Source organism: Dysgonomonas sp. 521, assembly GCF_010501055.1.
Taxonomy (GTDB): Bacteria; Bacteroidota; Bacteroidia; order Bacteroidales; family Dysgonomonadaceae; genus Dysgonomonas.
Window position 1 is genome coordinate 1 of record NZ_QVMO01000035.1, and the last position, 15159, is coordinate 15159.

General features: G+C 41.1%; 13 protein-coding genes. 5 read left to right on the forward strand and 8 right to left on the reverse strand.

Features of this window, described 5'->3' with window-relative positions; all coding sequences use genetic code 11:
- Nucleotides 1-263 (reverse strand): hypothetical protein (locus tag D0T84_RS22570; RefSeq protein ID WP_370525460.1); only part of this gene is annotated, 263 nt, incomplete at its 3' end.
- Between the two features lie 604 nt (nt 264-867).
- Here D0T84_RS22570 and D0T84_RS11200 point away from each other — a divergent pair.
- The 5 genes from D0T84_RS11200 to D0T84_RS11220 all read left to right on the forward strand — a co-directional run bounded on the left by D0T84_RS11200 (nt 868) and on the right by D0T84_RS11220 (nt 8436).
- A complete protein-coding gene (locus tag D0T84_RS11200) occupies nt 868-3243 on the forward strand; it encodes a DUF5686 family protein (RefSeq protein WP_163307958.1) in 2376 nt (791 codons plus the stop codon).
- Between the two features lie 179 nt (nt 3244-3422).
- Complete coding sequence (locus D0T84_RS11205) at nt 3423-4460, forward strand: L,D-transpeptidase (protein WP_370525499.1); 1038 nt, start codon at nt 3423-3425, stop codon at nt 4458-4460.
- 216 nt (nt 4461-4676) lie between these two features.
- Complete coding sequence (locus D0T84_RS11210) at nt 4677-4946, forward strand: co-chaperone GroES (RefSeq protein WP_163307959.1); 270 nt, start codon at nt 4677-4679, stop codon at nt 4944-4946.
- Nucleotides 4947-5044: 98 nt separating this feature from the next.
- On the forward strand, nt 5045-6679 hold the full coding sequence (groL, locus tag D0T84_RS11215; RefSeq protein WP_163307960.1) for a chaperonin GroEL: 1635 nt from the start codon (nt 5045-5047) through the stop codon (nt 6677-6679).
- A 104-nt stretch (nt 6680-6783) separates the two neighbouring features.
- Nucleotides 6784-8436, forward strand: a complete 1653-nt coding sequence (locus tag D0T84_RS11220) for an AarF/ABC1/UbiB kinase family protein (protein ID WP_163307961.1) — start codon at nt 6784-6786, stop codon at nt 8434-8436.
- A 193-nt stretch (nt 8437-8629) separates the two neighbouring features.
- Here D0T84_RS11220 and secG read toward each other — a convergent pair whose 3' ends face one another.
- The 7 genes from secG to menA form a co-directional block, all read right to left on the reverse strand.
- On the reverse strand, nt 8630-8989 hold the full coding sequence (secG, locus tag D0T84_RS11225; protein ID WP_163307962.1) for a preprotein translocase subunit SecG: 360 nt from the start codon (nt 8987-8989) through the stop codon (nt 8630-8632).
- Nucleotides 8986-9780 carry a hypothetical protein gene (locus D0T84_RS11230; protein WP_163307963.1) on the reverse strand — a complete coding sequence of 265 codons (795 nt, stop codon included), beginning with the start codon at nt 9778-9780 and terminating at the stop codon, nt 8986-8988. Before D0T84_RS11230 ends, secG begins: the two co-directional genes overlap by 4 nt.
- Nucleotides 9781-9815: 35 nt before the next feature.
- Entirely contained in the window at nt 9816-10319 is a 504-nt protein-coding gene (locus D0T84_RS11235) for an LptE family protein (RefSeq protein WP_163307964.1), read from the reverse strand.
- Nucleotides 10316-11593 (reverse strand): sigma-54-dependent Fis family transcriptional regulator, encoded by a 1278-nt coding sequence (locus D0T84_RS11240; protein ID WP_163307965.1) that lies wholly within the window; start codon nt 11591-11593, stop codon nt 10316-10318. The genes D0T84_RS11235 and D0T84_RS11240 overlap by 4 nt, the downstream gene beginning before the upstream one ends.
- Nucleotides 11594-12097: 504 nt before the next feature.
- Complete coding sequence (locus D0T84_RS11245) at nt 12098-12934, reverse strand: lysophospholipid acyltransferase family protein (RefSeq protein ID WP_163307966.1); 837 nt, start codon at nt 12932-12934, stop codon at nt 12098-12100.
- Between the two features lie 135 nt (nt 12935-13069).
- The gene (locus D0T84_RS11250) at nt 13070-13567 is read right to left on the reverse strand and encodes a metallophosphoesterase (RefSeq protein ID WP_163307967.1); all 498 of its coding nucleotides are present in this window, start codon (nt 13565-13567) and stop codon (nt 13070-13072) included.
- A gap of 626 nt (nt 13568-14193) precedes the next feature.
- Nucleotides 14194-15099, reverse strand: coding sequence for a 1,4-dihydroxy-2-naphthoate octaprenyltransferase (gene menA, locus D0T84_RS11255; protein ID WP_163307968.1), 906 nt, complete (start codon nt 15097-15099; stop codon nt 14194-14196).
- Between the last annotated feature and the right edge of the window lie 60 nt (nt 15100-15159).

Below are 15159 nucleotides of genomic sequence, written 5' to 3' on the forward strand. Positions count from 1 at the left end.
TCTTTTATCTTCTGCATGGAAATAAGCGTAAAATTAAAATCCTGAAAATTGAATATATTCTCGAAATTTATTCTAAAATATTGTTCACAGTACCGAGAAAAACGAGCAAGTTGCAAGAAATTTATTTTACCTTTAATGCCTAAATAAAACATTAGCAGGTGGAATATAAAATTTTTTCTTGTCTGCTTGATATTTGAAAAAATATCTGAACTTAAAGTATTAAGTATAAATGCATTAGCATTTGGATATTCGTTGGTTGTCATTACTTTATAGATTTTGGTCAATCTACTAAGATATTGATAATCAGCGAACTATCCAAGTTATTTAATGCTTATTTTGTTGAAAATCAATCAATTATATCTATTTATAACGAACTATTGACTAAAGTTCTATATATTAAAATAATTAATTATATATTTGATATTTAAAAGATAATTTTGCATATTTGTGCTGTAAATAATTATTATTATATTAAAATTAAGAAAAGAGTCTGATAATAATAAATGCCCATCATTTATTTTGGATGTGTCCGCTTCCTGACATTATAGCTACAAATGCAATAAAATGTTATTTTTTACTATTTGCCATCAAGATGACAGCAGGTGGCAGTAGCATACATGGATATTAATGTTAAATTTGGTATGTGATAACTAAGAGCCTGTTTAAATTTTAGCGAAAATTTTTATTATAGGTCCAGGTCAATAGTTCTTAGCAATTTTTTTATGCTCTTTTTAGCGTCTTTTCCCCTTTTTACTCTTGGTTTAGCCCGCTAAACCAGCTAGCAAAAATGATAAAATCCATCTAAAAATAGCTATAAAAAAGATTTGCTATAAATTTTAAACAGACTCTTAAAAAGGAAATCAAAGAATGAGGTTTTCCCGTGCCAATGCCTTTCTCATATTATTGTTTTATACAGGCGTTCTTCTGGCTCAAAACTTTAAAGGTACCGTCAGTGATGCATCAGGTATGCCTCTGGCCGGAGTATCCGTTTATATCGAAGGTGTGAGGGCTGGCTTGGTAACAGATAATGACGGCCGTTTCCGGTCGCATCTCCAAGCCGGACAGTATGCTGTCGTCTTCAGGCGGCTGGGGTATGTCATGTCCAGGCAATTTATCCTTATCCGCGACAATGAGGTGACCAGTACTGATGTTAGCCTCGAGCAAAGTGTATTTTATGAATATAAGAATACGGAGCAAAGGATAGAGACGATGGGGGAACAAGTAATAAAAAAAGCTACAGATAAGAGTCCCGGATATGCATCATATAAGGCAGAAGCATATATTAAAGGCGACCTGATGTTGACCGGCGTGTCGAACCTGACAAATAAGCTCGTGGAGAAGATAGAGAATTTCAGTATGCTCGAGCTTCAGAATAAAATAATCCAACAGGAAATATATTGTAATATAGATTATGCCGCTCCCGATTTGTATAACATCGAGATCAAAGGATATTCGGGAAATATAGCCGAAGATCTGAATATAAGGGGGGCTGTCGGTCTTCTGGACGAATCTTTACATGCCGACTGGTTTAATGGCTGTGTGTCTCCATTAAGCCGCAGGGCTTCTTTATATTATAAATTTAAGTATAAAGGCTATTATATCGAGAACGGGGAGGCATATAACAGGGTTGAGGTTAAGTCTAAATTCAAAGACCAGGAATTGCTGAATGGCGATCTATATATAACAGACGCGGGGGACATTATCTATGCCAGGCTGACCCGAAGATTTCAGGCGGTAGAGTTCACCAGTACCATAACTTACCAGTTGGTTGACGGCAAATATAATATACCTGTGGCTTATCTTTCCAATATATATTTCAGATTATTCGGTAATGCGGGCGAAGTGAGCTATCTCACATCGGTAAAGTATGATGAATTGCAGGAAGGAAAGCCGGGCACGGGGAGTAAAAACTCTCCCCGTTTGTCCGGAAATAAGAAAATAGTTTTCGATGACCTGGCGTCTGCTCAGGATATTGGTTTCTGGGAGGAGGTCAGGGCTTTTCCTGTAAGTCGGGATGAGAAGACAGCCGTTGAATATTTCGGACAGAAGCACAATCCGATGTTAAAAAAGCCATGGTATGGAAAGATACTGATGGGGGATTACCTCTATGGCAGCGATACCAGTAAGTTGTCGGTTAAGTATGGCGGGGTGAAAATGATATTCAGGGACTATAACTATGTTGATGGTTTCTGGTTGGGAAACAGGTTTACTATCAAGTCGGATCAGGGTGGGGGTAAAGTTTGGCAAATCAGTCCGTATATTTACTATACTACAGCAAGGCACCGGATGATAGGGGGAAGCGACTTTGCATACAGCTATTTACCCGAAAAGAACGGGAAACTGACCTTCTCTGTTGGTTCCCATACTGCCGATTTTAACAGCCTGAGTATAACCCGCTACAACAACTATTTCAGTTCCTTGTTCCTGGGTAAGAACTACAATTCTTTTTATCAGAAAGATTATGTGTCTATAGGGAATAATATAGATGTGACCCGGAAGCTGAAACTCTCGGCAGGCTTGGGGGTAGAGCGGAGGTCGGGCCTGAATAATTATACGGATTTTACTCTGGTGAAAGTGAAGAAAAACAGGATAACTCCGAATATAAACCCTGATAACCGTTTTGACAGGACATTCTATTCCCTCGGCCTTTCGTATGCTCCACATGCCGACTATACGATCGAGAATAATGAATCGCCGCTTGTTTTGCATCTTGAATATCAGGAGGGTTTCTCCGCCTGGCAGACGAATAACTCAAGATACCGGAAACTGAAAGGTGGAATCGTGCAAAATATACCATTGAATTATTTTGATAAGATAGATTACAAAATTGAGGCCGGTGCCTTTGTGGGTTCGAGGGAGCATCTTCATTTTTCCGATTATCAGTTTTATGGAGCGCCCGACCTGGTTTTTAACATGGGCTCTCTTTTCGACTCTTTTCTCTTGCTGGATAATTATGAGTTGCAAGCTAACCACTATTGGGCTGCTTTGTCGCTAAATTATTCGGGGAAATATATTTTGCTCAAACGCCTGCCTTTTATGCAGGGTAAGCCCCTGTTTGAAGGATTACACATCAAGACACTGTATACTCCGGATATAAAGTTCTATTCGGAAATAGGGTATTCTTTGAATATTACCAGATTGTTCGGGGTAGGAGTATTCTCTTCGTTTAATAACTTCGATTATAAGACAGCCGGTGTCAGGTTCTCATTAAATCTTCAATCATTGAAGATATTGAGAGAGTAAATCTGCCACGATACGCCCTACATGAGCCTGAAAACAACTTTATGGATTTTGATGCGCTTGGCCTAAAAATATGGCAGGTGTATTATTCCAGAATGCAAACAATGATGTATCTTTATTGTTTGTATATTTCACAATAACTACAAGATTATTATAGATAATATTATTTTACTGGCTTCAAGATGGTTTTGGAAAATTTAATGCGGATTAAGGCTATTCTTTTTATTTTACTTTTTACATCCTTTTTTACATTCAATTCTTGTATAGATAAAACAGGCAGGGGGCAGGCCGCAAAGCCGCTGTATATAGATTCTGTACTGATACAGAAGGCTCAGAAACTAATCCGGATAAAGGCAGAAGATCTCATTATCGAGAAAGAACTTCTTTATGATAAATATACATTAGGGGATACCTATCCTTACGGAAATAAGACACGTGAGTTTCAATGGGAGAAGATCAGGCAAGGACTGGCGCTTCTGGAGAATTTCCAACAGGAATTTTTTGCTTGGGGTATCTTGCAGAATTATCGCAATAACAATGGAGAGGCTCCGCTTGTAAAAAGCTATAAACGAAACGAATATAATCGCATTTCCGACACGCTTGGAGTAGAACGTTTTCAGGGAATACCTCTTTTTCTGCCTGCCGATACTACGGCCGGAGAACGTTATGGCAGGGATGGGGCGTTAGTGAAACTATTTAAGGATAATGTGGGCGATTTCAGGAAAATCACTACCCTCGACTCCAGAGAGCAGTGGCTTGTACCGGCAAAATATGTGAAGCCAATACATGATACTGTACAATTTAAGCATGTGGTCTTTGTAGACAGAAAGAATGAGAATATCGTTACCCTTGAAAAAGTAGGATCAAAATGGATGGTCAGGAGTATGAACCCTGCGACTACAGGGTTGCGCAAACCTCCATACCAGCAGGAAACTCCCTTAGGGGCATTTGTTATTCAGGAAAAGAAATCCAAGATGTACTTTTACGTAGACGGTACAACCCGAAACGGAGGATTTGCCCCGTATGCCAATCGCTTTACCAATGGCGGATATATACACGGTGTTCCGGTAAACGCTCCCCGTACAGCCTTGATAGAATATAGCTACACATTGGGTACTACGCCCCGTTCTCACATGTGCGTGCGCAACGCTACGTCACATGCAAAGTTTGTTTATGACTGGGGACCAACGGAGGAAACCATTGTTTTCGTTATAGAATGACATCCTTCCTTTGGTAAAAGGCTTAGTATAAATGATTTAGCTTGTAAGCTGCTAACTGTTGACTGTTGACTGAAATGACGTGTTGTCAGTCTGTCATTCATGTTATCCTGCTGTTTTGACAGAAAAATATTTTGGCACGCATTTCGCTTTATCCCTTCACAGAAATACCTAAATAAAATATTATATAATATAACAACTTAAAATTTAAAAAGAATCATGAGTATTAAACCATTAGCAGACAGAGTGCTTGTAAAGCCGGCAGCTGCCGAAGAAAAGAGTGTGGGAGGTATCATTATTCCGGATACAGCAAAGGAAAAACCGCTTAAAGGCGAAGTAATTGCAGTAGGTAACGGTACAAAAGACGAAGAAATGGTAGTAAAACCGAAAGATCAGGTTCTTTATGGCAAATATGCCGGAACAGAAATTGAACTGGACGGAGAGGTTTACCTGATTATGCGTCAGTCTGATATTCTTGCAATTATCTGATTTTAGATACAAATAACAAGTACAAGTTAACGAGTTAGAAAAAAATAATATTCAACAAATGCTAACGGCTAAAAGCTGTTAGCTAAAAGCTAAAAACAATGGCAAAGGAAATTAAATTTAACATAGACGCCCGCGACGAATTGAAAAAAGGTGTTGACGCATTGGCGAATGCAGTAAAAGTAACACTAGGTCCAAAAGGCCGTAATGTTATCATCGAAAAGAAATTCGGTGCACCTCATATCACAAAAGATGGTGTGACAGTGGCTAAAGAAATAGAGCTGGAAGAAGCATTCCAGAATATGGGAGCACAACTGGTAAAAGAAGTTGCTTCCAAGACTAATGACGATGCCGGTGACGGTACTACTACCGCTACCGTATTGGCTCAATCTATCGTTAGCGTAGGTCTTAAGAACGTTACTGCGGGCGCAAACCCTATGGACCTGAAGCGCGGTATAGATAAGGCTGTAGCTAAAGTTGTAGAAAATATCAAAAGCCAGTCTGTTGCTGTAGGCGATGACCTGCAAAAGATAGAACATGTAGCTAAAATATCTGCAAACGGCGACGAAACTATCGGTAAACTGATTGCAGAAGCTATGGGTAAAGTGAAAAAAGAAGGCGTGATCACAGTTGAAGAAGCCAAAGGTACTGATACTTATGTAGATGTAGTAGAAGGTATGCAATTCGATAGAGGTTATATTTCTCCATACTTTGTGACCGATACAGAGAAAATGGAAGCTGACCTTGAAAATCCGTATATCCTGATCCACGATAAGAAAATCTCCGTATTGAAAGATATTCTTCCAATTCTTGAGGCTGCCCTTAAATCGGGACGTTCATTGCTTATCATTGCAGAAGATATCGACTCTGAGGCATTGACTACACTGGTAGTTAACCGTCTTCGTGCAGGTCTTAAGATAGCTGCTGTGAAAGCTCCGGGATTTGGCGACCGTCGTAAGGAAATGCTGGAAGATATCGCTATCCTTACAGGTGGTATCGTGATTTCGGAAGAAAGAGGTATCAAACTTGAGGCTGCTACTATAGATATGCTGGGTACTGCCGACAAGGTAACTATCAACAAGGATAACACGACTATCGTAAACGGAGCCGGTGCAAAAGATGCTATCGCTGCCCGTGTTTCACAGATCAGGGCTCAGATGGAAAAAACTACATCTGACTACGATAAAGAAAAACTACAGGAACGTCTTGCTAAGTTGGCAGGTGGCGTAGCTGTTCTTTACGTAGGAGCTCCGTCAGAAGTGGAAATGAAAGAAAAGAAAGACCGTGTAGACGATGCGCTTTCGGCAACCCGTGCCGCCATCGAAGAAGGTACGGTACCAGGAGGTGGCGTGGCTTATATCCGTGCTATCAATGCACTCGAAAGCCTGAAAGGCGAAAACGAAGACGAAACCACAGGTATCGAAATCGTGAAGCGCGCTATCGAAGAGCCTCTTCGCCAGATTGTAGCCAACAGCGGTAAAGAAGGCGCTGTAGTAGTACAGAAAGTACGTGACGGAAAAGATGACTACGGTTACAATGCGCGTGCTGATGTTTACGAAAACCTGAACGCATCAGGAGTTATCGACCCTGCTAAAGTGGTTCGTGTAGCCCTTGAGAATGCAGCTTCTATCGCGGGTATGTTCCTTACTACAGAATGTATCATCGCTGATAAAAAAGAAGAAAACCCTATGCCAATGCCTCCAATGGGTGGCGGCGGAATGGGCGGTATGATGTAATTCAATCCGGTCAGAATAAATAAAAAACGGGCTGTCCTATATTGAGGATGGCCCGTTTGCTTTTATTATCTTTGATTCTTTAAATAGTTGAATCTCATAATATCATGGACAATCTTAAAAAGATAAAGAGAACAGCGCAACTGGCTACAGTCCTTACTAAATATGGTTTTGAAACACTGGTTACGCAGACAGGTATAAAAAGGCTGATACCAGATAGCTATATAGGGCATAGCGAAAAACGGAGGGAACTGTTTTCGCTAAGTATTTACGAGCGCATCCGGATGGTTCTGGAAGAATTGGGCCCGGCATATATAAAGCTGGGGCAGTTGCTGAGTAACCGCGATGACCTGCTGCCGGAAGAACTGATTGTTGAACTCCAGAAGTTGCGGGATGACGTATCTTATAAAGATATTGATATACATGATGTGCTGAAAGAGGAACTGGGCATCGAGCCCGAAGAAATATTTGAGGAGATAGATATCGTTCCGATAGCTGCCGCTTCACTGTCGCAGGTGTACACCGCACGGCTGAAAGACGGCAAGAAAATCGTTATTAAGGTAAAAAGGAAAGGGATAAAAGATATTGTAGAAGCAGATGTGCTTATAATGAAGGATTTTGCCCATTTGCTCGAAAAATACTACGATGTGGCTAGCAAGGTGGGCTTATATAATATCGTATGCACTTTCGAGAATGCCATTTTATCCGAGCTGTCGTTCACACAGGAGTTGATGAATATAGAACGGTTCAGGTCAAACTTCGCGGGCAACAGCTCTATCTATGTGCCGGAGACGTATAAGGTAATATCGAACAGTAACATTCTGTGTATGGAATTTATCGATGGCATTAAAATCTCTGATAAGGAGAGGTTGATCGAGAAAGGATTGAAGACAACAGATATTGCTTCTGCGGTTGTAGACCTGTATTTGAAGCAAATTATCGATTACGGCTTTTTCCATGCAGACCCGCATTCGGGAAATATATTCGTCCTCGAAACTGGGCAGATAGCATTTATCGATTATGGTTCGGTAGGTAAAATGTTGCCTCGAGATAAAGAATATCTGGCAGATTTTATAGTGTATGCCCTCAGGAAGGATACAAAGCGCATGATACGTGTGATTAAGCGGGTGGCAGTAAAATACAGCATTGCGAACGAGCCGCGTATGGAACGCGATCTGCATGAATTCCTGGAGGTAATGGAAGGTACATCTATAAAGGAGCTTGACCTGAAAGATATGATGAAACGGCTGAGCAGGTTGCTGAATGAGAATCAAACCATTTTACCGGAGTATGTTTATTTATTGGTCAGGGGGATAGTCTTGCTCGAAGGCATTGGGCGGGAACTGGGGCTTGACATTAATATTATCGAGAGCGTCAGGCCTTATGGGCTGAAAATGATGAAGAAAAGGTTGGATCCGAAATATCTGTCGAATAAAGCGCTGGATAAATTATATGATCTGAGCGACAAGTTGGAGGAGATACCCGATGACATACATTCCCTTATACAGAAAGTAAATAATGATGAACTGGAGATTACACATAATATAAGGCGGCTCAATGATATAAAAAATACGATGAGCCATCTGGTCGTAGCTGTAATAGCATCAGCGATGGCGATAGGGTCTTCGGTGCTTATTCTGGCAAAGATGCCACCTTTATTATGGGATGTTTCTGTACTTGGTTTTTTAGGATTCCTGTTTTCGGGAGCTATATCTGTTATCGTAGTCTTATCCATTTTGAGGAATAAAAAGACGGATTGATAGCTGATTGTTGAGGGTTAGCGAGATGAAGTGGAAACTGACAACAAGCAGTAATACATTCCCGTTATTGCTTACATTCCGATAAGGAGGAAAGGGGGAACAACCATGTGCCTATTTCCGTTCCGTAGTACCGCTATAATAAAAAAAGCCTATCCCATCAGGATAAGCTTTTTATATTATATAGTCGTTTACTTTATTCAGCTGAAGGAGTTACCGGTTGTTGAGCCGGAGCAGTACCCTGATTCAGAGGCAGGGAAGTAGACATGTCAGGAGATCCTGTTGTAGGAACTGTCTGTGTGCCTATTTCAGGTTTTGGAGCGCCGTAAGATACTTTTGGTCTTAACATAACACATACGATACTCATTACCATAATGAACCCGGCTAATCCCCATGTTGCTTTTTCGAGAAAGTCGGTCGTTTTACGAACACCCATAATTGCGTTTGACGATGAGAACCCGGAAGAAAGGCCTCCGCCTTTCGAATTTTGTACAAGAACTATCAGTACTAAGGCTATAGCTGCTATTACGATCAATATAGTAATAAGTGCGATCATTTTTTATCTTTATATTTTGAATTTATAATCAATTTTTCGAGAAAACTCAATTGGTCTGCAAAGTAAATATTTTTTTTCGGATAATTCAAACTTAAATGTTTAATAATTTTATATGCCTTATCATACTTATGCTGTTTTATATATATCTTGGCAAGGGTTTCCGTAAAAAAGATATCTTCATTTAGTTCATCTTTGTTATCTTCTTCATCGTTTTCCTCTGTATTATCTACGTTGCGGGTGTATGTATGGTCTTCTTGTATTTGTATATGGATCCCTTCTTCTTCCGACTTATTTATAAAGGAGTCTATAATATCGTGATGTCTCAGTTGGGGGTTATCCTCTGTTTTCCTTTCTTCCTTTTCTTCCTCATCTTCCGGTTGTACCTGTATATACGAGAAATAGTCTGTAGAGGCGAGGCTCGAATGAGAAATGTTGTACTCTAACTGCATGTCATCATCGAGTGTTTCGCCCCGCGATTCAAAAAATGCGTTCAGTAATATATTCGTTTTATCTTCAGGTATCTCCTTTTTACCCGTTTCCATAAAAAAGCGGTCAAATTCTTCACTGAATATATAGTAAAACAAGGCTCTGCGGTCTCTTACGGTAATGCTCAACCGTTCTAATTCTTTCTGATAATTACCGGGCGTGTGTATATACAAAGCCTTTAGGTATGCAAAGATTGCAGCCTGAAAGTAAGGGTACTCGAAGACAAGCTTTTCCAGGTTCCCAATATCGGATTTATCGGGAATATTATTTTGATTAATAAATAAGTTAAACTTCTGAACTTCCATTTTTCTGATTTCCTTACCTTTGCTTTTCAGGCTTGTTACCAATTCGACATTGTAGCATTGAATATCTGGTCAACAATTTCTTTCGTAAGTTCTTCGATAAGCTGGTCCTGAACATCTGTCAGCATCTTGCTGCTTTCAAAGTCCCGGTAAGCAGAGATCGTTTCTTCTTTGTCTTCTTCAGATCTTACATTGTTTCTGAACCGGTACCTTACTTCCATTGTCAACCGGGTTTGCGATGCCAGGTTGTTTTCCTGCACCGCCAGCGGGGTAAGGTAATACCGTACGATTTCGCCCTCTATTTCCATCGAAGGGGCGATGCTGGTAAGCTGTAATTTGGTTCCCCGTATGAATACATCCTTCATGCGTTCGTTGAACACCTGTGTAAGTGGCGCATAAACCAGTTCCGCCTGATTCTGGAAATCACGAATATCCAAAGTGGGTGTTTCGGAATAATTAATGTTTGAGCCATTGAATTTATAAGACACTGTACAGCCTGTCATTATTATAGCCGATAGGATAAGAAAGATTAGTTTCTTCATAGATTTTCCAGATTATATTCTTTAATTTTTCTATATAGTGTACGTTCCGATATTTTCAGGTCCTGCGCGGCATTCTTACGTTTTCCGTTATGGCGTTCCAGTGCTTTTATAATCATATCCTTCTCTACGTCCTGCAACGAAAGTGTCTCTTCCTCGTATTCGGGCGCTTCGATAATGTCAACATCCGCAATACCGGATTTCGGTACGATTGTATGAGCATCCTCTTTTATGGATATGGGGGTAACGGCATTGCTGTCATTTGCATTTACCACCATAGGAGTGAGCACCTTGTCGCTCTTGTTGATGGCAGGCGCGGACACAATATCCGCGGCTTTCATATTGCCGGCCACTATATCGTGAACGATCTTTTTAAGTTCGTTCATGTCTTTCTTCATGTCAAAAAGTACCTGATAGAGGATCTCCCTTTCGTTATTGAAGTTTTTCTGCTCGTTATTCTGAGTATTTACGGGCACTAACCCCACTTCGTTGGCAGGCAGGTATAGTTTCAGTATCTCAGCTGTTATTTCCCGCGTTTGCTCTATGATGGATATCTGTTCGGTAATATTCTTCAACTGGCGGATATTACCCGGCCAATAGTAGTCTTTTAGCATCTGCCGTGCATTGTCGGTCAGGGTTATAGACGGCATACTGTATTTTTCGGCGCAGTCGCTGGCAAATTTCCTGAACAATAGCGGGATATCGTCCTTCCTGTCCCTGAGAGCCGGAATGCGGATCGGCACAGTATTCAGCCTGTAGTACAAGTCCTCGCGGAAGCGGCCGTTGCGGGTCGCGGTTATCATGTCGAGGTTTGTAGCGGCTACAACGCGTACATCTGTCTTTTCTACTTTAGACGAACCTACTTTTATAAACTCTCCGGTTTCGAGTACACGCAGCAGACGGGCCTGTGTAGACAAAGGAAGTTCGCCCACTTCGTCAAGGAACAGCGTTCCTCCGTTGGCTACTTCAAAATAGCCTTTGCGTTCTCCCGTAGCACCGGTAAACGAACCTTTTTCGTGCCCGAACAGTTCAGAATCGATTGTGCCTTCGGGTATTGAACCGCAGTTGACCGCGATATAAGTCCCATGCTTGCGGTGGCTGAACTGGTGGATGATTTGCGGGAAGTTTTCCTTCCCCACACCGCTTTCTCCCGTTACCAGTACGGACATGTCGGTAGGAGCTACCTGTAGCGCTATATCTATAGCCCGGTTAAGATCGGGGCTATTCCCGATAATGCCGAAACGTTGTTTTACCTGTTGGATGTCTGGTTTAGCCATTATATAGTTATAAGTATAAGTTAAGTTGCAAATAAACAATTAGTTCAGATGCAATGTTTAACAAATCCTGACAAAATTACATATTAATTCTATTTTTGTCAGTCTTTTTTAGTGAAGATTTCTAAAACAGTAAACAGTTAACAGTAAACAGTCAACAGTTAGCAGCCCCCAATAAAGCGGAGTATTATAGAAAAACTCAAATACTACGGAACAAGTTCCGTAGGTTGAAAGGTAAAAGGATAAATCCTTTTGCGTTGATGCCTGTTTAAAAACAGGGGTTTTCTTTTCCCACCCTTCCAGGGTTTGGGAAAATTCATCCGATGGCTTGAAAAATAAAGAAACAATTTGTTTTAACCACGGAGTTACACAAAGTTTTTTTCACAGAGTTACACAGAGTTTTTGTCTCAGTGCTTCTCAGTGTCTTCTCAGTGTCTTCTCAGAGTTTCTCAGTGTAATAAATTGTTGTTTCATATGAGTAGTAAAAATCAGTACTCCTAAAAACTCTTAATCTGTTGTTTTTGCTAAAGCATATGTTTTTGCTTTCAGAAATTCCCCAAAGTCTTTTATATCTGTGTATTGAACCATTTCTTCGGGCAGGATAGGCTCTCCAAACCGCAAGTGGATCGTTTTACCCCTCTTGTTGTAGACTTCATGGCCGAGCCTCAGTGAGCGGAGGCGCCAGTTGACCAAGTCGAGGAAGTTAAAGAACCATGAGTTCTTACCGCTGAAATACATCGGGACGACAGGTACTTTTGATTTCTTTATCAGTTTCAGTACCGGTTCCTGCCATTCGCGGTCTTCTACTTCCATCCTGAAGTTTCTTATTTTTGTCTTCGATACGGCTCCTGCCGGAAAAAAGCCGAGAGGATGCCCGCTCTTAATATGGTCTATCGACTGTTTGATTCCTTCGAAACTCGATTTGCTAGCTATTTTGCCACTCTGAAAAGGGTTGACGGCTATGAAATTAGGTGCCATCGTATCTATCATGCCGAGGATGAAATTTACCATCATCTTATAATCGGGGCGGACTGAACCGACTGTGGCTATAGCCGAGATTCCGTCGATGTGCCCGTATGCATGGTTGGATACCGTAATAAAGGCTTGTCCTTTATACCGGTCGAGTACCTCGATATTCTCAACGGCGATGTTCACACCTACATCCTGTAACAGATGCTTGCAGAAGTTCACGCCTTCATATTGTTTCGACGCGTCGTAGATACGGTTCACCTTGTTCATACCGGTAAGCCACATGCCAAACTTTATGAGCATATTCCCGAACGGGCCTTGAAATACCGGACTTAGTTTACGTATATCGTCGTTACTTAATAGCTTTTCTTTCATGTCTCTGATTTTATTCAGTGCAAATTTAAACAGTCAAATATAATGAATCGGTTGTTAACTAAAAAAAGTGACAAAAGTGACAGCTTTTTCACTGTTTTTAAGTGTTCCTTTCTTAGGCAGGTTAGGTGGGATGTTTTACTCATCGTTAAGTTCTATAACATCCAAATCGGTAATAGCTCCTTTGTCCAGATTGAATTTGATGAGCGTCCTTATAGTATGTATCCCATATTTTCCGGCTGCGCCCGGATTTATAAACAGGCCGTTGATTTTTTTGTCAAACATTACCTTTAGTATATGCGAATGCCCTGTTATGAATAATTTGGGCGGATTCATCAATAAGATGGATTGCACCTTACGGTCATACTTTCCGGGATAACCGCCGATATGGGTCATCAGCACATCCACCCCCTCAAGTGTGAAACGTAATGTTTCGGGATATGCAGCCCGTATTTTACTGTCATCGATATTTCCATACACTGCACGGAACGGTTTACCCAAAGCCTCAAATTTTTCAGCAAGCTCCATCGACCCGATGTCTCCGGCATGCCATATTTCGTCGCAGTCGGCAAAATATTTTTCAAATTTGTCGTCCCACCAGTTATGCGTATCGGAAAGTAATCCTATTTTTTTCATTCACCTATTTTTGTTAAAAAGTGACAAAAGTAACACCTTTTCCGGTGTTTTTATTTTGTTACCTTTTGTTTTATAACAAACTATTTATCTGTATGATATAGATAAATTTATTCTGAAAAAGTAACACCTTGAAATATCCTACATGAAAAAAATACATAATTAAAAGGTTTACTATATTGCCCTTACAGGGCGCAGTTCCTTTGGTTATTATTTCCCCAGGGTGTTACCCAGTCATGTTCGGAAGATTTTTAACATAATAAAAATCTTGTCTGTAAGGGCTGAAAGCCCAAGTTAATTTAGCCTGTGCTTTCAGCGCGCTGTAGTGGAGATTTCCACTTTTACCCAAGGCTTCACCTTGGGCTGAATTAACCAGCCACTTCGTGGCGAAAAAATCTTCCGAACATGACTAGGTGTTACCCTGGGCTGGGATATATCAGGCCTTCAGCCTGTTTCTTTCCCGATGCCCTGAAGGGGCTACATAATATAGCCCAATGGCAACGCCCTGGGTAGGATAAGTCCACCCTCGGAAATTGCGCCCTGTAAGGGCAATATAATGTCGTATCTTATTTTTGTCATGTACTATGCTTAAATGATACTTGGCTTGTTGGTAACCTGCCTGCCCGTAACTATATGTTGATGCAAACACAAAAACAAACTGACAGGGCAAATGTTCCCATCGATGTATATTTCAGATAAGGGTCGAGCCGGCGGTTTTCCGTTATCCTGAAAATGTCGATCAATAATTTGATAAATATAAGGAAGCATGCGAGGTATATATATTGGTACCAATAGCTGCTGTACGTATAAGAATATATAAGGAAGCACCACAGTGCGCCAAAGGTCAGTAACGCATGGTAAATTTTTGCGTTCTTAATTCCTATCCTTACCGGAGTAGTCACTTTTCCCGACTTACGGTCATTATCTATATCCCTCATGTTGTTCAGGTTAAGCACGGCAGCAGTAAGCAATCCCAGCCCGATGGCTGGCAACCACGGCATAAAATCGATGGTATGCGTATGCAGGAAATATGTGCCTACAACGGAAACAGGCCCGAAGAACAGGAAAGAGAAAATGTCGCCGAAACCTTTATATCCGTATGGATTCTTTCCGGCAGTATACTTTATGGCAGCTACGATACTTGCCAGCCCCAGCCCCAGAAAGATCAGTATATATTTAAGTTCCATAAACTGCAAGGCGGCATAAATGAGCAGAATGCCGACAACGATGGCGGCACCTGTAGCTATCAGTATCGCTCTTTTCATCTCCTTAGGGGTGATCGCCCCGCTCTGTACAGTACGCTGAGGGCCTATCCTCTCCCCCGTAATATCCGTTCCGTGCTGAAAATCGCCAAGGTCGTTCGCCATATTCGAAAGAAGCTGGAGGACGTTGGCTATCAATATTGTCAATATAAAGACAAGGATGCTGAATTTTCCGGTGTTGTATGCTATGCCGCTTCCACACAGCGCCGTAGCTCCGGCGAGGAACAATGTGCGGGGGCGTAATGCAGATATCCACGATTTGAAAGATGCCATAAAATGTTTTCGCAAAGGTAGGCATTTTTATCAATATGTCAATTTAGGGAAATATGTAAG